Raw genomic sequence first — 20,814 nt, forward strand, 5'->3', positions numbered from 1 at the left:
AACGGTTTTACGTGAACACAACCCTGGGAACAGACGAGGAGCGCGGTGCCGGCGCACGATGACAAAGGGGCACCATTGCGGTGCCCCTTTTTTACGACTTATGTCTTTATCGCACGCTTAGCTAGCGTACTCGACCGGAATCTGCTGAATACCGGCCAACAGCCAACCTTCGTTGTCGCCTTTGTACAAGTTCCAGACTTCTTCGAAGCGGAAGGCTTCGGCTTCCTTGGCTTCGCGCAGCATGCCTGAATAGCGCACGCTAGCAAGGTGGCCGCCCGAAACCGCTTCAATGCCCAGGAGTTCGGCGTTAAGCAATACCACCTGGGTTTCATTGCCTTCACTGCGTGCCAGGATTTCCGGCTTGACTTCGGCAATGAGATCATCGGTCATGTATTCGCGCAGCTTATCGAGATCGCCACTGTCCCACACCTGCTGGATTTCGATGAACTGTTTCTTGGCATTGGCCAGGAAAGCGGAACTATCGAAGTCGCCGGGAATGAACCACTTGTCGTCCACCGGCGGTGCAGGAACTGCAGCGACAGCGGCTGCCGTCGCGGCCGACGTTGCGGCGGTAGTCGACGCGGAGGCAGGCTGGCTGGACTCGCGCCAGGTGTTCTGCGACTGAGTTCCTTGCGACTGCGAGTGCTGGCGATGCAGGGGACCAGGCGCGCCACCGGCTGCGGCTTGCTGCGTGGCCGGACGGGCGGCGCCGCCGCGCAGCTTGCGAACAATGAAGATCACGGCAAAAACAAGCAGGCCGATGAGCAACAGGCTGGACATCATTTCAAGAAACGCGCCGGACAAGCCCATGCTGGACAACAGTGCGGCAATACCGAGGCCGGCTGCTATGCCCGCGATGGGACCCAGAAAGCGCGACATGCCGCTTTTGGCGGCCGTGCCCGCTGCCGCCGCGCCAGCGGCGGGCGCCGCATTGCGGGTCATGTTGTTAGTGGCAGGCGGCGTAACGGCCTGGCGTTGTTGCGTCACATTGGACGACTGGCGGCCGAAGCTCTTGCCTCCGCCCGCACGGCGCGCTTCGGCGTCGAAGGACACCGAAAGCATTGCGCCGGCCGAGACGACCATTAGCGCAATGGCGATAAACCGTGAAAACCCATGGGTCATGTAGTGCTCCTGTAGTGTGGCGCCAGACGAGCGCCACCGAAATATAGATTTCGTCGTGATGAATTCAGTGCCAGCAATAATCTTACTGGAACCTGAACGTTAGCATAAATTAAGACGCGGCAACACCTAAAAAGTTTCGTCGCGCAAGAAGAAAACCCCTTGCGGAGCAACAATCGTGCATGCTGCGGGGCGTATCAGCCCAGGTTGACGCCTTCATGCAAAGCGACCATGCCAGCGCTAAGATTGAAATAGCGCACCCGCGACAGACCGGCGGTTTCGAGCATGCCCGCCAGTGTTGCCTGATCGGGGTGCATGCGTATGGATTCGGCCAGATAACGGTAGCTTTCTTCGTCGCCGGCCACTTTCTTGCCCAACCACGGAAGGATATTGAAGGAATACCAATCGTAGGCAGGCGCCAGCGGCTTGGCCACGCGAGAGAATTCCAGCACCAGCAATTTGCCGCCCGGCTTCAGCACGCGCCGCATTTCAGCAAGCGCGCGGTCTTTGTGCGTCATGTTGCGTAAACCGAAAGCAACACTTACGCGGTCGAAATACCCTGATGGATAGGGCAATTTTTCGGCGTCGCATACCGCGGTGGGAATAAGCATGCCACTGTCGGTGAGGCGATCGCGCCCCACCCTGAGCATGGAATCATTGATATCGGTAAGCCAGACTTCCCCCGATGGCCCAGCCCTCTTGGCAAATGCGCGGGCAAGGTCGCCCGTACCGCCCGCGATATCGAGTACCTTCATGCCGGGGCGTACGTCGGCGCGGCCTATGGTGAATGCCTTCCAGACCCGATGCAGACCGACCGACATGAGGTCGTTCATGATGTCGTAACGACTGGCCACCGAGTGGAAAACCTCGGCGACCTTGCCCGCCTTTTCCTTTTCGCCTACGGTCTTGAAACCGAAATGCGTGCTGGCTTCGGCGGACGAAGCAGATGGGCCGTTGTCGGGTGCAGGAGTACGGGTATTTTGCATGGTTCGATTATCGTACAACATTTCTGTCTGCCCTCAAGGCGAAAAACCTTGGAAGAACGTGACGGTTTTCACAAACCTGAAATATTGGCGCCATATTATGCCTGGTATGCGTTTTTCCTGAACTATCATTCATCTTCAATACTGACCAGACCCTATGAGCACCACCATACTAGTTGTAGAGGACGAGCCGGCCATCCAGGAACTGATCGCGGTGAACCTATCGTTCGCCGGTCACAAGGTGCTGCGCGCCTTCGATGCCGAGCAGGCTCAAACATTGATCCGCGCCGAGCTGCCCGACCTCATCGTCCTGGATTGGATGCTGCCCGGCGCCTCCGGCATTACGCTGGCGCGGCAATTGCGGTCCGATGAACGCACACGCCAGGTCCCGGTCATCATGCTTACCGCCAAGGGCGCCGAGCATGACAAGATCGAGGGACTTGAGGCCGGTGCGGACGATTACATCACCAAGCCGTTTTCGCCCAAGGAACTGATGGCGCGCATCAAGGCGGTATTGCGCCGGCGCGCTCCCCAGCTTACCGACGACCTGATTCAAATCGGCACCTTGTTCCTGGACCCTGCAACGCACCGGGTCAGGGGCGGAGAAATATCGTTGACCGTCGGTCCGACCGAGTTCCGCCTGCTACACTTTTTCATGACGCACACCGAGCGCGTCTTTTCGCGGGCCCAATTGCTGGACCAGGTCTGGGGCGATCACGTCTTCGTCGAGGAACGCACGGTGGATGTACATATACGGCGCCTGCGCAAAGCACTGGAACCCAGCCAGCACGAGAACCATATCGAGACCGTGCGCGGCGCAGGCTATCGGTTCACTGCCCAGCCACTCAAATTCGCGTAGCCTGCCCACCCTAAGCACCCACCACAGCCCCTTGAAACCTTGCATAAATGACTAAGACATTGATAACCATAGGTATATGGGCGGTATTGGGGTGGTTGGCGGGTTCTTGGCTAGGCGTAGGCACCGGCTGGGGAGTATTCGCTTTCGGTCTGCTTCTGATGATAGTGGTCAGCGGCCTGCAGCTGTCACGCATATCGAACTGGGTCAGGGATATCGAGGCGCCGCCGCCGCCCTCTGTCGGGCCCTGGGATGTAGTGCTGGCGCCCATATACCGCAAGCTGCGCCAGGACAAGAAGGCAATCGAAGAGCTGACCCGCCAGGTGGATAGCATCATGCTGGCCGCCGAGGCCTTGCCCGACGGCGCCATCACGCTGAACGAGTCCATGCTATTGACCTGGTGCAACCAGACGGCCTGCGACCATATCGGCCTGCAGCTGGAAAAGGATCGCAACCACAGCATCTTCAACATACTGCGCGCTCCGGAATTCAACCGGTATGCCCGCCAACCCTCCTGGCCCGGACCCGTATTGCTGCATCTCCAGAAGGATGGCCAGGAAAAATCCTTGCTAGTCCAATTGACGCCATACGGCGTGGGCCAATTCCTGATCGTCACGCGCGATGTCACCCAGGTCGAAAAGCTGGAAACCACGCGCAAGGACTTCGTAGCCAATGTGTCACATGAACTGCGCACGCCGCTGACCGTATTGTCCGGTTTCCTTGAAACCATGCGCGACATGCCCGCCGACTCGCTGAGCGCGGAACAGAAAGAGCGCTATCAGAACATGATGCTGGAACAGGCCCACCGCATGCAGGCAATCGTGGCCGACCTGCTGACCCTGTCCACGCTGGAGTCCGCGCCCACGGCCAGCGGCGAACCTGTGCGCATGAGTACCGTCATTCACGAAGCGCTCCAGCAAGCGCAAATACTGTCCAACGGCCAGCATGTCTTTGTCGAGAATATCGCCGCCGATCTGTGCATCACCGGCATGGAAACCGAATTGGCGTCGGCGGTGTCCAATCTTCTGACCAATGCCATCCGCTACACCCCCAAGGATGGCACGATCACGGTAAGCTGGTATCGCACCGAAAGCGGCCACGCCTGCTACTCGGTGCAGGACACTGGAATTGGGATTGCATCGCACGATATTCCACGCCTGACCGAGCGCTTTTACCGGGTGGACCGGGGCCGTTCGCGCGCCACCGGCGGTACAGGCCTGGGCCTGGCTATTACCAAGCATGTGGCCATGCGCCACAACGCCGAACTCACCATACACAGCCGCCTGGGAGCGGGCAGTATTTTCTCTGTGGCATTCCCTCCAGGCCGGGTCAGTATCGAGGAGGCGTAGGCAGCCCTGTCATTCGCAGCAATGTTTGTGGAAATACCATTAAAATGGCCGCTGACCTCATACGGAGCCTCTGATGTCGCAAACCACCATTCCCCCATTCCACCTTGCATTCCCCGTACGCGACCTGGCCGAGGCTCGCGCATTTTATGGTGAATTGCTGGGCTGTCCCGAAGGCCGTTCATCCAATGAATGGGTCGATTTCAATTTCTTCGGCCACCAGATCGTCACGCATCTGTCCCCCGATGAATGTGGCAGTACTGTCACCAACAATGTGGACGACCATAACGTTCCCGTACGCCACTTCGGCGCCGTGCTCGACATGAACGTCTGGGAAGCGCTGGCCGACAAACTCAAGGCTGCGGGCACCAAGTTCGTCATCGAACCCTATGTGCGCTTCAAGGGCGAAGTCGGCGAGCAAGCCACCATGTTCTTCCTGGATCCCTCGGGCAATGCGCTGGAGTTCAAGGCATTCAAGAATATTGAATCCCTGTTTGCCAAATAAGGACGCCGCAACGCATGTCCTGCCTCTCCCCTGAAGGTTCCCGTGCCTGGGAAATCGTACCGCAAGGCGATCGCAGCCTGGTGCTGGTCTTCGGGGACGAGGTCGACATCGAAATCGGCCGGCGGTGCATCACCGCCGCTGCCGCGCTGCGCGGCGCCCGCATCAAGGGAATCAGCGACATCGTCCCAACGTTCAATTCGGTCGCGTTGCACTATCAACCCCGCCTGTTCGGGGCCAGCACGAGCTTCAGGCACCTGGCCGGTGAAATCGATAAAGTATTGGAACAGACATTCGCCCAGGATGCCCCGGCGCCCACCCCTGCCCGGCAAATAGACATTCCCGTATGCTATGGCGACGTATATGGGCCCGATCTGGCCCACGTGGCACAACACTGCCAGCTTACGCAAGACGAGGTGATGCGCCTGCACAGTGAAACCCCGGCCTACGTGTTCATGCTGGGATTCGCACCGGGCGCACCGTATATCGGCATGCACGACCCGCGGCTCGCCATCGGTCGGCGCAGTACCCCGCGCACCGACGTACCCGCCGGTTCGGTGGCCATCGCCAATTTGCAGACCATGATCTACCCCAACATGAGCCCGGGCGGCTGGCATATCATCGGCGCAACACCGCTGGTGCTGTTCGACCCGCTCGAAGATCCGCCCACCTTGCTGGCGCCCGGCGATACCGTCAGGTTCATTCCCATCAGCGCCGAGGAATTCCTTGCAGCGCGGCACGAGCGCACATGAGCATTACCGTTATAAAGCCCGGCTTGTTGTCCAGCTTCCAGGACCTCGGCCGATTCGGTCATCAGCACCTGGGCGTGCCGGCAAGCGGCGCCATGGACAGCCGGGCTCATCGACTTGCCAATTTGCTCGCAGGCAATACTGAAAACGAAGCCACGCTGGAAATTACACTGGTCGGCCCGACCCTGCGCTTCGACGCGCCGGGCTGCATTGCCATCAGCGGAGCTCACCTGAGTCCCACGCTGAATAACGAACCGATACCCAATAACCGGCCCCTTATCGTCCGTGCCGGCGACATCCTTGCATTTGGCGCCCGGAGCGCCGGGTTGCGCTCCTATATCGCCTGGAATGGCGGCATTGCACTGCCTTCGGTACTGGGCAGCCGCAGCACTTACCTGCGCGGCGGCTTCGGTGGCTTCCATGGGCGGGCGCTGCGAAAAGGCGATGTGCTGAATATGCTGTCCACACTGGACGCGGGCGTACTCGACGACCTGGAGCACGAACTCTGGAAGATCAAGGTGTATCTGCCGGCAATTCTGGGCCTGGTGCCAAGGACCGGAATACGCGTCATGCGCGGCGCACACACCGGCTTGTTCACCGACGCCTCGATCGCCGACTTTTTTGCCGGCGACTACCGGATCGGCCCTCAATCCGAACGCATGGGCTACCGCCTGCAGGGCCCCCAGCTGTCGTTGAAAAGCAGCACCCAGCTGCTGTCGGAGGCCACCAGTTTTGGCAGCATACAGGTCCCCCCGGACGGCAACCCGATCGTGCTGATGGCCGACCGCCAGACCACCGGCGGCTACGCGAAGATAGGGCATGTAGCCACAGTAGACCTACCCAGCATAGCGCAATGCATGCCGGGAGAAACCTTGCGCTTTACAGAAATTGCACTGTCCCAGGCTCAACAGCTTGATGGCCAACGGGAAGACGCATTCGGGCGTCTGCACCAGACGCTTGCCCCACTGCGCGCGCTCTTCGAGCGCTAAAGGAACAACTGGTAGGCGGGATTCTCGGATTCATTCCAGTAAGGATAGCCCAGGCCGTCCAGGAAAGTCCTGAATTCCTTCTTGTCCGCGGGCGGCACCTGTATGCCCACCAGGATGCGGCCGTAGTCGTCGCCTTGATTGCGATAATGGAACAGGCTGATGTTCCAGTCCGGACTCATGGCGCCCAGAAATTTGATCAAGGCGCCGGGTCGCTCGGGGAATTCGAAACGGAACAGCAGCTCGTGCTCGGCCAGTGCCGAGCGCCCACCCACCATATAGCGCAAATGAGTCTTGGCCATTTCGTTGCCAGTCAGATCCAAAGTGGGAAAGCCCTTCTTGCGAAAGCTGTTGGCCAGCTTATCTGGCTCCGCCGCCGAACTGATCTGCAGGCCCACGAACACATGCGCCTGCTCCGCATCGGAAATGCGATAGTTGAATTCGGTCACGCTGCGATTGCCCACCGCCTCGCAAAGGCGCAGGAAACTGCCTCGCTTTTCCGGCAACGTCAGCGCAAACAGGGCCTCGCGGGCCTCGCCCACGTCGGCGCGTTCGGCCACGAAACGCAGCCGGTCGAAATTCATGTTGGCGCCACAGGTGACGGCCACCAGCGTCTTGCCCTTCCACTTGTGCTCCGCGGCATAACGCTTGGCGCCTGCCAGGGCAAGGGCTCCGGCCGGCTCCAGCACGCTGCGCGTGTCCTGGAACACGTCCTTGATGCCCGCGCAGATGGCGTCCGTATCGACCAGTACAAAGTCGTCGACGTATTTCCGCGTGAGCTTGAAGGTTTCGGCACCCACCTGCTTGACGGCCGTGCCATCCGAAAACAGGCCAACATCGGTGAGTGTGATGCGCCGACCGGCCTTGATGCTGCGCACCATGGCGTCTGAATCGAACGTCTGCACGCCGATGACCATGGTCTCTGGCCGCAACTGCTTGATATAGGCCGCCACACCGGAAATCAGGCCACCGCCGCCTATTGCCACGAAGACAGCATCAATGTGCCCGCTATGCTGGCGCAGGATTTCCATGCCCACCGTACCCTGGCCCGCAATCACATCGGGGTCGTCAAAGGGATGAACGAAGGTCAGCTTCTCTTTTTTTTCCAGTTCCCTGGCATGTGCGTGCGCGTCGGAAAAACTATCGCCGAACAGCACCACTTCGCCACCAAAACCACGCACCGCATCAATCTTGACACTAGGCGTGGTGACCGGCATGACGATGACGGCGCGACAGCCCAGGCGCTTGGCCGACAAGGCGACGCCCTGGGCATGATTGCCCGCCGAGGCCGCAATCACACCACGTTTCAGGTCTGCAGGGCTGAGATTGGCCATCTTGTTATACGCCCCGCGCAGCTTGAAACTGAACACCGGTTGCGTATCTTCGCGCTTCAACAGAATCTTGTTATCAATTCGAGCCGAGATCAAGGGAGCAAAATCCAGGGGTGACTCGATAGCGACGTCGTAAACCTTGGAGTTCAGGATGCGCTTAAGATAATCTGTTGACATGGAAAAAGAAGTGGTCCATAGGTAAACAAGCAGAATACCATAGCACCCGCGACACATCGGTACAGGCGCGAACCGGCATTTCAGCGATACACTATCGCGCTATGGAAGCAATGTTGCATTCGTCAATACACTGGCTGCTCCTTACGCTTGCCTTGCCAAGCGTAGGGCTCAGTGCCATTTTCATCGTCAGCATCATCTCCGCAACCCTGCTTCCCCTGGGTTCCGAACCGGCCGTCTTCGGATTCGTGAAGATTGCGCCCGACATGTTCTGGCCCGCCATCCTCGTGGCCACCCTGGGCAACACCACGGGCGGGGCCATCAGCTACGGCATGGGCCTGGGTGCTGAGAAAGCCTACGAACGCTGGCGCGAGAAACATCCGGAAAAGCATCATCACAAGGCCGGCGGCCGATGGCATGACTACATCAGCTACTGGCTGCACCGACTGGGTCCGCCCGTACTGTTTTTCTCATGGGTCCCGATTATTGGCGATCTGCTGTGCGCAGTGGCAGGGTGGTTGCGCATTCCCTTCTGGCCCAGCGTGGCCTATATGGCACTCGGAAAGTTCATGCGCTACGCCATCATGACGGCGGCGCTCATTTGGTTTTTCCCCGGAAAAGTCTGAACCGTTTGGTCTAAACCTGTCCTTATCCCTTACACTGTGTATTTAAGAGCCACACTCTTTTTCCCCACACATGAACGCCCCCATAGCCAGCCAATTACTCGCCGCCACGCTCCCACTTTCGGCGACCACGCGTCTGCGTGAAATTCCCTACAACTACACGTCGTATTCCGACCGTGAAATTGTCTTGCGCCTGTTGGGGGCCGAAGCGTGGCAAATGCTTTCCGAACTTCGCGACGAACGCCGCACCGGTCGTTCCGCCCGCATGCTGTTCGAAGTACTGGGCGATATCTGGGTGGTGCGGCGCAATCCCTACCTGCTCGACGACCTGCTCGACAACCCCAAGCGGCAGAACCTGCTCATCCAGGCGCTGAACCACCGGCTGGGCGAAGTAGACAACCGGCGCGACAACAGCATGGCCGAACGCGACAGCAAAGTGGCCCGCCTGCTGGCTGCGGCGCGCACCGCCGTCGCCGAATTCGAAGAAGAGTTTTCCCGTACCCGCGATCTGCGCAAAAAGGCAGTTCGCACGCTGTCGCGCATCACCGCCAAAGACAACATCAAGTTCGACGGGCTGTCGCGCGTCTCGCACGTCACCGACGCCACCGACTGGCGTGTCGAATACCCCTTCCTGGTTCTCACGCCCGACACGGAAAACGAAATGGCCGCCCTGGTGCGCGCCTGTATCGAGCTCGAGCTGACCATCATCCCGCGTGGGGGCGGCACCGGCTACACGGGCGGCGCCATTCCCCTCACCTGGCGCTCGGCCGTCATCAATACCGAAAAGCTGGACACCCTGGGCGCGGTCGAAGTCTCGCAGCTGCCTGGCGTCACCGACCCGGTGCGCACCATACACACCGGCGCGGGCGTCGTCACGCGCCGCATTGCCGAAGCTGCCGAAGCTGCGGGTTATGTATTCGCCGTCGACCCCACATCCGCCGACGCCTCGTGCGCGGGCGGAAACGTCGCCATGAATGCCGGCGGCAAGAAAGCCGTGCTGTGGGGCACCGCCCTGGACAACCTGGCCGGCTGGCGTATGGTCGATCCCGACGGCAATTGGCTGGATGTCACCCGCCTGGATCACAACATGGGCAAGATCCACGACGCGGCCCAGGCACGGTTCCTGTTGCAGTGGTCCGACGGCAAGGCGTTGCCGGGTGCCGTGCCCTTGCGCCACGAAACCCTGGTCATTGACGGCTCGCGTTTCCGAAAGGCCGGGCTGGGCAAGGATGTTACCGACAAATTCCTGTCCGGTCTGCCCGGGGTTCAGAAAGAAGGCTGTGACGGTCTGATTACCTCGGCGCGATGGGTGCTGCACCGCATGCCCGCCCATACGCGCACCGTCTGCATGGAATTCTTCGGCCAGGCGCGTGACGCCGTGCCGTCCATCGTCGAGGTCAAAGACTACCTCGACGGGCCGGGTCGCGCACGCGGCGCCATTCTGGCCGGCCTGGAACACCTGGACGAGCGCTACCTGCGCGCCGTGGGCTATGCCACCAAAAGCAAGCGCGGCGGTCTGCCCAAAATGGTTCTCATTGGCGATATCGTGGGCGATGATGCCGACGCCGTGGCCGTCGCCGCCAGCGAAGTCGTACGCATCGCCAACACCCGCCATGGCGAAGGCTTCGTTGCGGTCAGTCCAGAAGCCCGCAAGAAATTCTGGCTCGATCGTGCCCGCACTGCCGCGATTGCACGCCATACCAATGCGTTCAAGATCAATGAAGACGTCGTCATCCCCCTGAATCGCATGGGCGAATACACCGACGCCATCGAACGCATCAACATCGAACTGTCCACACGCAACAAGCTGCGCCTGCTCGACAAGCTGGAAGACTTCCTCAATGGCGATCTGCCCATCGGCAAGATCGAAGACCATGACGACGCCGAACACACGCGCGCGGAAATCCTGGCCGGCCGCACACAGGACGCCATAGCCACCATCCAGGCCGTGCGCCGGCGCTGGACATGGCTGCTGGAAAACATGGATGCGCCGCTCGCCCAGAACCTGGGCGTATTCAGCTCCCTGGGCATGGACGAACTGGCGCCCATGCTCGCCCAGCGCCTGGCCGACCAGGCGCACGCCCGCGTGTTCGACGTAGTCCAGGACCGCAGCATACGCGTGTCCTGGAAGACCGAAGTCCGCGCCCTGATGGAACGCTATTTCGCCGGCGCCGATTGCGCCGCCGTCCTGGCCGAGCTGCAGGCCATCCACGACCGCGTGCTGAAAGGACGCGTATTCGTGGCGCTGCACATGCACGCCGGCGACGGCAATGTGCACACCAACATTCCAGTCAACTCCGACGACTATGAAATGCTGCGCGAAGCCAACGAGGCCGTGGCGCGTATCATGCAGATCGCCCGCGACCTGGACGGCGTGATCTCCGGCGAACACGGCATTGGGCTGACCAAATACGAATACCTTACGCAGGAAGAGCTGCAACCCTTCCAGGACTACAAGCAGCGCATCGACCCCGAGGGCCGCTTCAACAAGGGCAAGCTCATGCCCGGCGCCGACCTGCGCCATGCCTGGACGCCCAGCTTCAACCTGCTGGGCCACGAATCGCTGATCATGCAGCGCAGTGAAATCGGCTCCATTTCCAACGCCATCAAAGACTGCCTGCGTTGCGGCAAGTGCAAGCCGGTGTGTGCCACCCACGTGCCGCGCGCCAACCTGCTGTATTCGCCTCGCAACAAGATACTGGCCACCTCCTTGCTGATCGAAGCCTTCCTGTACGAAGAGCAGACCCGGCGCGGTGTCAGCCTGAAGCACTGGGAAGAATTCGAAGACGTCGCCGACCACTGCACCGTCTGCCACAAATGCTACAATCCCTGTCCGGTCGACATCGACTTTGGCGACGTCTCCATGGAAATGCGCGCCCTGCTGCGCGGCATGGGCAAGAAATCGTTCAATCCCGGCACGACCGCCGCCATGTTCTTCCTGAATGCCAAAGATCCACGCGTCATCAAGGCGACGCGCACGGCCATGATAGACATCGGCTACAAGGCACAACGCCTGGCCCATGACGTTCTCGCCCTGCCCGCCCGCAAACAGGTTGCCGCGCCACCGGCCACCGTGGGCAAGGCCCCGATGCGCGAACAGGTGATTCACTTCATCAACAAGAAAATGCCCGGCGGCCTGCCCAAACAGACTGCCCGCAAGCTGCTCGACATCGAAGATGCCGACTACGTCCCCATCATCCGCAATCCGGCCGCCACCTCAGCCGAAACCGAAGCCGTCTTCTATTTCCCCGGCTGCGGTTCCGAGCGCCTGTTTTCCCAGGTCGGTCTGGCCACCCAGGCCATGCTGTGGCATGCTGGCGTACAAACCGTGCTGCCGCCCGGCTACCTATGCTGCGGCTACCCCCAGCGCGGCAACGGCATGACCGACAAAGCCGAAAAAATCATCACCGACAACCGCGTCCTGTTCCACCGCATGGCCACCACGCTGAACTACCTCGACATCAAAACCGTCGTCGTCAGCTGCGGCACCTGCTATGACCAGCTGGCCGGCTATGAATTCGAAAAAATATTCCCCGGATGCCGCCTTATAGACATCCATGAATACCTGCTGGAAAAAGGCATAGAGATTCACGGCGTGCAAGGCGTGCGCTACATGTACCACGACCCCTGCCACAGTCCCATGAAACTGCAGGAACCCATGAAAACGGTCAAGGCGCTGGTGGGCGACACCGCCATCAAAGCCGACCGATGCTGCGGCGAATCCGGCACCCTGGCCGTATCGCGCCCCGACATCTCCACCCAGATACGCTTTCGCAAGCAAGAGGAACTGGCCAAGAACACCGCCACCATACGCGCCGACGGCTTCGAGGGTGAAGTGAAAATCCTCACGTCCTGTCCGTCCTGCCTGCAAGGCCTCGCGCGCTTCGAGGGCGACACCGGCATGGACGCCGACTACATCGTCGTGGAAATGGCCCGCCACATCCTGGGTCCCGACTGGATGCAAGATTACGTGCGCGACGCCAACGCAGGGGGCATCGAGCGGGTGCTGGTATAGCTGACGCTTCATAGCGAGATCACCTTTCGCTATGTCGCACAACCCGGTGTGAGTTCGTGTTGCCGCAAGAGAAGATTGGCAGCAGGCCGATCATCCGGGCCTTGGCCGACCTGGCCACGTCGCCCACGGTATCTTCGTCCAGACTCTTGCTTACCGAGCGCCGCCAATTAACTTTCGCCCGCCATATTCAGCAAGCCCTATCCCCGCCAGGATCATCATCAAGGCAGCCGCGTGATAAACGTGAAATACCTCTCCGAGTAGAGTGACCGCCAGCAATGCGCCCCAAACGGGCAGCAGGTTGATGAACAGGCCAGCCCGATTGGCCCCGATCAGCTCGACAGCCCGAATGTAGAAGACCTGTCCCAAAAAAGTCGGGAATATGACGATATAAACAATCGTGGACCAACCCCGCAGATCCGGGAACACGGTCGCCCCTTGCGCCATTTCAAACATCAGCAAAGGCACAGACGCCAATGTTGCCCCGAGGCAGAGAATGAACATCAAACTAGTCCAGTGCACCTGGGGCTTGCTACGTAGCGCAGCGGTATAGACACCATAGGAGATGATCGCGACAAGCATAAGCGCATCACCAACATTGATGTTCAGAGCAATCAAATCAGCGAAGTCACCCCGCACAGCGATGACGATCACCCCTACAAAAGAAATCAAGAATCCTACCGCCTGCGCCCGGCCGATGCGGCTGCCAAACAAAATGAAGCTGGCGCAAAATACGAACAGCGGCATGCCCCCTTGCAAAATGCTGGTATTGATAGCGGTGGTATAGACCAATGCGTAATAGAGCGCGACGCTGAAACCGGTGAAACCCATCGCCCCCAGCAATAACAAATAGACCAGCCGTGACCGGATCACCGGCCAATCTGCAGCGATCTGTTGTCTCTTGAAGAAATACAGTGCCACCATCACGCTTGCCCAGCGAATAGTGACAAGAACCATGGGCGAGACATGCCCGACCGCCAACTTTCCCGCGATCGAATTACCCGCCCAGAACAGTGTTGTTAATGCGAGAAGCGCATAGGCTTTATAAATCACAGCAGCCGCTACTTAGTAATAAACGGGCAAAAGATAAATGGATATCAGATAAACGACAACGACAACCTTCATTTTCTTTCTTCATTGGCTTCGTCGTCCGATATCCACATCTGCAAGGCGCCGGTGGCCGCTGCGGGCCAGGCGAAATTTGAGCGCGCCCTGCGGTCGGCCTGGATCGGGGATACAAGCCCGCGCTGTCCGAGCGGGACGCTTACGGACAGCCAGTGGCTGTCCGTTCCGCGAGTTCGCGGGCGCCCCGATCCGGGCCGACCGCAGGGTCTGCCCCGGCGAAGCACGGGGCCGCAGCGATATTGAGCAGGGTCCGCAGCGGCCACCGGCGCCGGATAAAGAACCGGAAAACGACAACTCCAGCGCCACTTAAGAGTCGAAATAGACGGCTTCATTAAAAATCGCCCCCAGCTTAAACCGCCGGCCAGCAACATTAAGCACCCGCCAAAATCACAAGATCCTTAATCCCCTTCGAACGAGCAAACCGTATAAATATCCAACCCGGTTTCTTTCAGCGCCGTCGACCCGCCCAAATAAGGCAAATCGATAATCGCCGCCGCTTCCACCACATTCGCTCCAAGACGCTGCAGCAACTTCGACGCCGCCACCATCGTACCGCCGGTCGCGATCAAGTCATCGATCAGCAACACCCGCTGGCCAGGACGCACCGAATCCGTATGCATTTCAACCGTGGCATTTCCATACTCCAGCGAATACTCTTCCGCCACCGTATCGAAAGGCAACTTTCCCTTCTTGCGCACCGGCACGAACCCCAAATTCAGCTCATACGCCAGCACCGAACCCAGGATAAAGCCACGTGCATCCACCCCCGCAACCAGATCCAGGCGTTGCCGCATATACCGGTATACGAATAAATCGATAAGTACCCGGAACGAACGCGGATCCTGGAGCACAGGCGTGATATCGCGAAAGGTTATGCCAGGCTTCGGCCAATTGGGAACGCTACGAATCGCTTTGCGAACGTGGTCGGCAGGATCAATATGCATGTGTTTTCGCCAAGACTGTAAAAACTGAAAAGAAGACAGCCCCCATTTTCGCATGCGCACCGGCATGCTGGAGCCAGCCATAACTATACGCGGCCCCTGCATCGTGGGATTCCACAATCTGCGCTTTTACAAATAAACCACATAAGCACGCGGTGCAAGTCACCCATGCCTCGCAATCATCGTCGGTACACAGCCATGGATGTACGTTTAAAATCACCGCATGGATAAAACAACTACCACCGTAACGACCACCCCGACAGGCGAAACGTTGGCCTCCGCGCACCGCACTTTCGCCATCGAGATTGCCGCGCTGCAGGCGCTGGACGCCTCCCTGGACGACACATTCCGCCAGGCCGTCTCCATGCTGCTAGACTGCCAGGGCCGCGTCGTGGTCACCGGTATTGGAAAATCCGGGCATATTGCCCGCAAGATCGCCGCAACCCTGGCCTCCACCGGCACGCCCGCGTTCTTCATGCACGGCGCCGAAGCCGTCCATGGCGACCTGGGCATGCTCACCCGCCAGGACATCGTCCTGGCCATCTCCTATTCCGGCGCCGGCCAGGAACTGCTCACCGTCCTGTCCGTGGCCAAGCGTATGGGCGCGGCCATGATCTCCATCACCGGCTATCCCGAGTCCGAGCTCGCACGCAACGCCGACCTGCACCTGAACGCCCACGTCGCACAAGAAGCCTGCCCCTTGAACCTGGCCCCCACGGCCAGCACCACCGCCGCCCTGGTGCTGGGCGACGCGCTCGCCGTCGCCTGCCTAGAGGCGCGCGGATTCAGTCGCGAAGACTTCGCGCGCTCCCACCCAGGCGGAGCACTCGGGCGGCGCCTGCTTACCTTCGTGCGCGATGTCATGCGCCAGGGCAGCGCACTGCCCATCGTGACAGTCGATACCAAGGTCCCCGACGCGCTGGTCGAAATGTCGGCCAAAGGCATGGGCATGACCATAGTCGTGGACGACAAGCAGGCACCGGTGGGAATTTTCACCGATGGTGACCTGCGCCGCCTGATTGCACGCCACGGCGACATCCGCCTGCTGACCGTAGCCGACGGCATGAGCCGCAATCCGAAGAGCGTGCCGCCCGGAGCGCTGGCCATCGAGGCAGCCACGCTCATGGATGCGGGCCGCCTGAACCAGATGCTCGTGCTCGACGATACCGGGCTATTATTAGGTGCTTTACATATGCATGACCTGCTCGCTGCCAAGGTCATCTAGAACCCGCGTGCCCAAATGAACTTTCCCACCATTTCACATCCCGTCGAAGCACTCATCCTGGCCAAGATCGCGCCCGCGGTAATCGAGCGTGCGCGCCAGGTCCGCGTTATGGTCTTTGACGTCGACGGCGTACTGACCGACGGCTGCCTCTGGTATGGGGAACACGGTGAACTCATGAAGCGATTCAACGCCCTGGACGGCCATGGCCTGCGCCTGCTGCGGGAAAGCGGCATAACGGTCGCCCTGATCACGGGCCGCGAAGGCCCAATACTGGCGCGTCGTGCCGCCGAGCTGGGCATAGCGCTGGTCCAGCAAGGCGTGCGCGACAAATCGCAGGCCGTTACAGCACTTGCCCGCGAGCAAGGATGCTCCCTCAGCGAAGTGGGCTATATGGGTGACGACATCATCGACCTGCCGGCGCTGCAGCGCGTGGGGTTTGCCGCCAGCGTGCCGAACGCCCCCGCGTATATCTCACAGCTGGCGCACTGGATCTCTACCAAGCCGGGCGGGTCGGGCGCCGCGCGCGAATGCTGCGATGTCATCCTGGCCGCCCAGGGCCGCCTTGGCGCGTTCCTTAACCCCGGAGCCATGTTGATGAGTGGCGCCATCCAGTAAGGCCATGAAAGAACGCGCCCCCGCCCTTATTGCTGTTGGCTTGCTGATCGCCCTGGTGTTCGGCACCTTCTGGGCGGCCGACTATGCGCAACGGGCCATTGCCATCGACCCGCCGCGACGCATCACGCACGAACCCGATTCCTGGGCCGACAATTTCATCATGATACGTACCGACCCGGGCGGCGTTGCCATCAACCGCATGGAAGGCACTTATATGCAACATTTTCCGGATAACGACTCCTACGAGATCACTAATGCAAAAGCCATAGGACAGCAACCGAATTCGCCGATTACCATAGGCACGTCCGACAAAGCCGTCATGGATCAGAACGGCGAGCGCATCATCATGACGGGCAATGCTCATGTACACCGCATGCCGGGTGAAGACAGGGCCGCGATGGACGTCAAGAGCGAAGTCCTTACCATCAGGCCGGATGACAATATATTATTCACCGATCAACCGGCACTGGTAGTCAATGGCAATTCGACCATGAACGGCAAAGGAATGCATTACGATAACAATACCCGCCAGTTGCAAGTCTTTTCCGCGACCGACGTAAAAATATCCGGTCAAGATGCCCGGCCAGGCTCCTCCACCAAACCTGAGACGACAAAATAAAAACCATGAACCTTAAGCGACCTATTTCCTTTGCCGCCTGGCTGATCGCATTCGTGCTGGCGGGTGTTGCCGGCACGGCGCACGCCCAGGCGGCGGCTAAAGCGCCGTCCCAGCAGTCCACGCCCGCTGCGGGCGCATCGGCTACCCCGCCCGCCGAAGAACCCGATACTCTGATACTGTCGGATACCCTGAATTACGATGACATCAAGAAAGAAAGTGTCTTCACGGGCAACGTCATCATGACGCGCGGCCTCATGACCCTGCAGTCGGACAAGCTCACGATGCGCGAAGATGCGCAAGGCTTCCAGTTCGGCACCGCCACCGTCGAACCGGGCAAGCTTGTATTCATACGCGAAGAAAACCCCGAGAAGTTCGAAGTCCTTGAAGCACGTGGCATACGCGCCGAATACGACGGCAAGAAAGAGCAGATCGAAATGATAGGCCAGGCCGTGGTCACGCGCTACATCTGCGGCAAGGCCTTCGACAACGTCAAGGGCGAGCGCGTCATCTACCACCAGAACAGCGGCACCTACCAGGCCTACGGCGGCGCCAACTCCGCGGCCGCGGGCGGCAGGGTGCGCTCGATGGCCCGGCCCCAGGCCAAGGCCGACGCCGCTGCCGCGGAGTGCCGCGAAAAGTCGGCACCGCGCAAATAATTACGCCGCTACGCAGTCCGCTTGCGCCCCGGTCTTACCTGCTATCAGAAAGTACCCGTTTATGTTTTCTTCGAATAAGCCGGCCTCCGGCGGAACCCGCTCTCCCAGCGCCGCGGCCGGCAGCCTGCACGCCACGGGGCTGCGCAAGTCCTACGGCAAGCGTACCGTCGTGCACGACGTCTCGCTGTCGGTCGACAGCGGCGAAGTCGTAGGATTGCTCGGGCCCAACGGCGCGGGCAAAACCACCAGTTTCTACATGATCGTGGGCATCATTCCCACCGATGCCGGGCGTATCGAAATCGACGGAAAACCTATTACCAGCATGCCCATGCACAAGCGGGCGCGCATGGGCTTGTCCTATCTGCCCCAAGACGCGTCGGTGTTCCGGCGGCTTACAGTCGAAGAAAACATCCGAGCCGTGCTCGAACTCCAGCTGGACGACGCGGGCAGGCCGCTGACCTCCGCGGTCATCGGCGAACACCTCGAATCGCTCATCGACGAGTTGCAGATCGGTCATATCCGGCGCAATACCGCCATATCTCTATCGGGCGGCGAGCGGCGCCGGGTAGAGATCGCCCGTGCCCTGGCGACGCATCCACGCTTCATCCTTCTTGACGAACCCTTTGCTGGCGTGGACCCCATCGCCGTCATCGAAATCCAGCGCATCGTCCACTTTCTGAAGAGCCGAAATATCGGCGTGCTGATAACCGACCACAACGTCCGGGAAACCCTTGGAATTTGCGATCGCGCCTATATCATCAGCGAAGGCAAGGTGCTGATCAACGGCCACCCCAATGAAATCATCGACAACGAGGCCGTACGCAAGGTTTACCTGGGCAAGAACTTCAAAATGTAGGCGGACGCATCACCCCTCTGTTGATCTGGCGCACTTGATTTACTCTGCATAATCTATACACTGAAATCATTAACAACGCATTACAAGGAGAACCATCACAACCCTGAACGCGCATACCGCGCACCCCTCATTTCTGCAAGGAGATCACAATATGAACCTGAGTCTTACTGGCCGTCACCTAGAAGTCACTCCCGCTATACGCGAGTACGTATTGAACAAAATGGCACGCATCACGCGGCATTTTGACAGCGTTATCGACACCCAGGTCATTCTCTCGATCGAGCGTCTCAATCACACCGCCGAAATCACCATGCGCGTGCCTGGAAAAGACATCCACTGCGCTGCCGTCGACGAAAACCTCTATGCAGCCATCGACTTGCTTGCCGACAAAATAGACCGGCAGGTCATCAAGTATAAGTCCAAGGTGCAAGACCACGCTCACGAGCCTGTCAAGCGGCAAGAAATTCCTGCCGTGGAATAATCCCACCCGGCTTTACGCGCGCCCTGGCCGGCCCTGCCGCGCCTACCCTGACTAGCGCCTCGTAAACCTGGCAAACTGGCCTCAATCGCCGCAAGTGATTGGGGCCTTGGTTATCCTGCTTTGTATGGCGGCACCCAAACCCCATATAATAACCCTCATGAACTTAATGTCGCGTATCTTGCCGCTGTCGAACGTTGTGCTTGATTTGCCTGCCACCAGCAAGAAAAGAGCCTTCGAACAAGCCGGCCTGCTCTTCGAAAATCAACACGGAATAGCCCGCACGGCAGTTTTCCAAAGCCTTATTGCCCGCGAAAGGCTCGGCTCCACAGCGCTCGGCCATCACGTGGCAGTACCGCACGGCCGCATCAAGGACCTCAAAGAGCCTTGTGCCGCGTTTATTCGGCTGGCCGACCCGGTGCGCTTCGACGCCACCGACGGACGCCTGGCCAGCCTGTTGTTCATACTGCTGGTACCCGAAACGGCCACACAAACGCACCTAGACCTGCTGGCCGAGATCGCCAAGCTCATGTCCGACCCCAAGCTGCGGCAAACGCTGTCCACCGAAACCGATCCCGCCGCCGTCCACAGGCTTCTTACCACTTCGCCGCCTGAGGCCATCCATGCTGACCATACATGAGCTCGTCAGTGACAACGCGGACAAGATCCCGTTCACCTGGATCGCCGGCGCCGATTCGGCCAACCGCCTCATACCCGACGTAGGCATGTCGGGCGCCGACCTGGTGGGTCACCTGAATCTCATCCACCCGGCGCGCATCCAGGTGTTCGGCGCGGAAGAACTCTCTTACTACACACGGTTCGAGATCAAACGGCGCGTTCACCACCTGGAAGATCTCGTCACCGGCGGCGTGCCAGCCATACTCATAGCCGATGGCATGTCTCCGCCCGACGACCTGCGCGACTTCTGCAACCAGCAAAATATCCCCTTGCTGTCGACCACCATAGAAGCGGCCCAGCTCATCGATCTGCTGCGCATCTACCTGGGCAAGCGGCTGGCGCCGAAAACCACCGTGCATGGCGTGTTCATGGACGTACTGGGGGTGGGCGTGCTCATTACGGGCGAGTCCGGACTGGGAAAAAGCGAACTCGCCCTTGAACTGATTTCACGCGGCCACGGTCTGGTGGCCGACGACGCGGTCGAACTTTCGCGCACGGCGCCCAACATGATCGAGGGCCACTGCCCGCCTCTGTTGCAGAACCTGCTGGAAGTCCGCGGCCTGGGCCTGCTGGATATACGCACCATTTTCGGCGAAACATCAGTGCGCCGGAAAATGAAGCTCAATCTGTTGGTACACCTCATCCGCTCGACCCCCGATGCCTTCGAACGCCTGCCGGTCCAGGATCAAACCGAAGACATTCTGGGCATACCAATACGCCGCGTCATGCTGCAGGTGGCAGCCGGGCGCAATCTGGCCGTACTCGTCGAAGCCGCGGTGCGCAACACCATACTTGCCTTGCGCGGCATCGACACCATGGGCGAATTCATCGAGCGCCAGGCCCTGGCCATCATGGAAAGCAGTCGTCGCGAATAAACCAGGCCCAGCCGCGTTGCGGCTTGCTTTATTCTTCAAATACCTGGGACGCAGACCACTCACTG

20 protein-coding genes are annotated in these 20,814 nt (G+C 59.8%); 15 read left to right on the forward strand and 5 right to left on the reverse strand.

Annotation, left to right across the window (positions count from 1 at the left end):
* Nucleotides 1-117 precede the first annotated feature (117 nt).
* Together CR155_RS18175 and ubiE are read right to left on the reverse strand one after the other, a co-directional pair.
* Nucleotides 118-1,122 carry a Tim44 domain-containing protein gene (locus tag CR155_RS18175; RefSeq protein WP_102071448.1) on the reverse strand — a complete coding sequence of 335 codons (1,005 nt, stop codon included), beginning with the start codon at nt 1,120-1,122 and terminating at the stop codon, nt 118-120.
* A gap of 194 nt (nt 1,123-1,316) precedes the next feature.
* The gene (ubiE, locus tag CR155_RS18180; protein ID WP_102071523.1) at nt 1,317-2,105 is read right to left on the reverse strand and encodes a bifunctional demethylmenaquinone methyltransferase/2-methoxy-6-polyprenyl-1,4-benzoquinol methylase UbiE; all 789 of its coding nucleotides are present in this window, start codon (nt 2,103-2,105) and stop codon (nt 1,317-1,319) included.
* 154 nt (nt 2,106-2,259) lie between these two features.
* Between ubiE and phoB the strand changes: the two genes are divergently transcribed.
* The 5 genes from phoB to CR155_RS18205 all read left to right on the forward strand — a co-directional run bounded on the left by phoB (nt 2,260) and on the right by CR155_RS18205 (nt 6,544).
* Complete coding sequence (phoB, locus tag CR155_RS18185; RefSeq protein WP_102071449.1) at nt 2,260-2,961, forward strand: phosphate regulon transcriptional regulator PhoB; 702 nt, start codon at nt 2,260-2,262, stop codon at nt 2,959-2,961.
* Nucleotides 2,962-3,008: 47 nt separating this feature from the next.
* Nucleotides 3,009-4,307 (forward strand): phosphate regulon sensor histidine kinase PhoR, encoded by a 1,299-nt coding sequence (gene phoR / locus CR155_RS18190; RefSeq protein WP_102071450.1) that lies wholly within the window; start codon nt 3,009-3,011, stop codon nt 4,305-4,307.
* A gap of 70 nt (nt 4,308-4,377) precedes the next feature.
* Complete coding sequence (locus tag CR155_RS18195) at nt 4,378-4,809, forward strand: VOC family protein (protein ID WP_102071451.1); 432 nt, start codon at nt 4,378-4,380, stop codon at nt 4,807-4,809.
* Nucleotides 4,810-4,823: 14 nt separating this feature from the next.
* Nucleotides 4,824-5,558 carry a 5-oxoprolinase subunit PxpB gene (gene pxpB, locus CR155_RS18200; RefSeq protein ID WP_102071452.1) on the forward strand — a complete coding sequence of 245 codons (735 nt, stop codon included), beginning with the start codon at nt 4,824-4,826 and terminating at the stop codon, nt 5,556-5,558.
* Complete coding sequence (locus tag CR155_RS18205) at nt 5,555-6,544, forward strand: 5-oxoprolinase subunit C family protein (RefSeq protein WP_102071453.1); 990 nt, start codon at nt 5,555-5,557, stop codon at nt 6,542-6,544. The genes pxpB and CR155_RS18205 overlap by 4 nt, the downstream gene beginning before the upstream one ends.
* Here the strand turns inward: CR155_RS18205 and ilvA are convergent.
* Nucleotides 6,541-8,049, reverse strand: a complete 1,509-nt coding sequence (gene ilvA, locus CR155_RS18210) for a threonine ammonia-lyase, biosynthetic (RefSeq protein ID WP_102071454.1) — start codon at nt 8,047-8,049, stop codon at nt 6,541-6,543. The two genes, CR155_RS18205 and ilvA, sit on opposite strands and share 4 nt — an antisense overlap.
* Nucleotides 8,050-8,150: 101 nt before the next feature.
* Here ilvA and CR155_RS18215 point away from each other — a divergent pair, with 101 nt between their 5' ends.
* Both CR155_RS18215 and CR155_RS18220 read left to right on the forward strand, forming a co-directional pair.
* Nucleotides 8,151-8,672: a YqaA family protein gene (locus CR155_RS18215; protein WP_102071455.1), complete on the forward strand. Its 522-nt coding sequence runs from the start codon at nt 8,151-8,153 to the stop codon at nt 8,670-8,672.
* Between the two features lie 70 nt (nt 8,673-8,742).
* Nucleotides 8,743-12,684 carry a DUF3683 domain-containing protein gene (locus tag CR155_RS18220; protein ID WP_102071456.1) on the forward strand — a complete coding sequence of 1,314 codons (3,942 nt, stop codon included), beginning with the start codon at nt 8,743-8,745 and terminating at the stop codon, nt 12,682-12,684.
* A gap of 150 nt (nt 12,685-12,834) precedes the next feature.
* On the opposite strand, the gene CR155_RS18225 is transcribed toward CR155_RS18220, so the two are convergent.
* The gene (locus CR155_RS18225; protein ID WP_102071457.1) at nt 12,835-13,734 is read right to left on the reverse strand and encodes a DMT family transporter; all 900 of its coding nucleotides are present in this window, start codon (nt 13,732-13,734) and stop codon (nt 12,835-12,837) included.
* Nucleotides 13,735-14,204: 470 nt separating this feature from the next.
* Entirely contained in the window at nt 14,205-14,750 is a 546-nt protein-coding gene (locus tag CR155_RS18230) for an adenine phosphoribosyltransferase (protein WP_102071458.1), read from the reverse strand.
* A gap of 220 nt (nt 14,751-14,970) precedes the next feature.
* On the opposite strand from CR155_RS18230, the gene CR155_RS18235 reads away from it, so the two are divergent.
* The 8 genes from CR155_RS18235 (at nt 14,971) to hprK (ending at nt 20,749) form a co-directional block, all read left to right on the forward strand.
* The gene (locus CR155_RS18235; protein WP_102071459.1) at nt 14,971-15,972 is read left to right on the forward strand and encodes a KpsF/GutQ family sugar-phosphate isomerase; all 1,002 of its coding nucleotides are present in this window, start codon (nt 14,971-14,973) and stop codon (nt 15,970-15,972) included.
* A 15-nt stretch (nt 15,973-15,987) separates the two neighbouring features.
* Nucleotides 15,988-16,587, forward strand: coding sequence for a KdsC family phosphatase (locus CR155_RS18240; RefSeq protein ID WP_102071460.1), 600 nt, complete (start codon nt 15,988-15,990; stop codon nt 16,585-16,587).
* 4 nt (nt 16,588-16,591) lie between these two features.
* On the forward strand, nt 16,592-17,206 hold the full coding sequence (gene lptC, locus CR155_RS18245; RefSeq protein ID WP_102071461.1) for an LPS export ABC transporter periplasmic protein LptC: 615 nt from the start codon (nt 16,592-16,594) through the stop codon (nt 17,204-17,206).
* 5 nt (nt 17,207-17,211) lie between these two features.
* Nucleotides 17,212-17,862: a lipopolysaccharide transport periplasmic protein LptA gene (gene lptA, locus CR155_RS18250; protein WP_102071462.1), complete on the forward strand. Its 651-nt coding sequence runs from the start codon at nt 17,212-17,214 to the stop codon at nt 17,860-17,862.
* A gap of 61 nt (nt 17,863-17,923) precedes the next feature.
* On the forward strand, nt 17,924-18,718 hold the full coding sequence (lptB, locus tag CR155_RS18255; RefSeq protein ID WP_102071463.1) for an LPS export ABC transporter ATP-binding protein: 795 nt from the start codon (nt 17,924-17,926) through the stop codon (nt 18,716-18,718).
* Nucleotides 18,719-18,869: 151 nt separating this feature from the next.
* Nucleotides 18,870-19,199, forward strand: a complete 330-nt coding sequence (gene hpf, locus CR155_RS18260) for a ribosome hibernation-promoting factor, HPF/YfiA family (protein WP_102071464.1) — start codon at nt 18,870-18,872, stop codon at nt 19,197-19,199.
* Nucleotides 19,200-19,356: 157 nt separating this feature from the next.
* Complete coding sequence (locus CR155_RS18265; protein ID WP_102071465.1) at nt 19,357-19,836, forward strand: PTS sugar transporter subunit IIA; 480 nt, start codon at nt 19,357-19,359, stop codon at nt 19,834-19,836.
* The gene (gene hprK / locus CR155_RS18270; protein WP_102071466.1) at nt 19,820-20,749 is read left to right on the forward strand and encodes an HPr(Ser) kinase/phosphatase; all 930 of its coding nucleotides are present in this window, start codon (nt 19,820-19,822) and stop codon (nt 20,747-20,749) included. Before CR155_RS18265 ends, hprK begins: the two co-directional genes overlap by 17 nt.
* Nucleotides 20,750-20,814 lie beyond the last annotated feature (65 nt).

It is taken from the genome of Pollutimonas nitritireducens (assembly GCF_002849615.1).
In the GTDB taxonomy this organism is placed as follows: Bacteria; Pseudomonadota; Gammaproteobacteria; order Burkholderiales; family Burkholderiaceae_B; genus Pollutimonas; species Pollutimonas nitritireducens.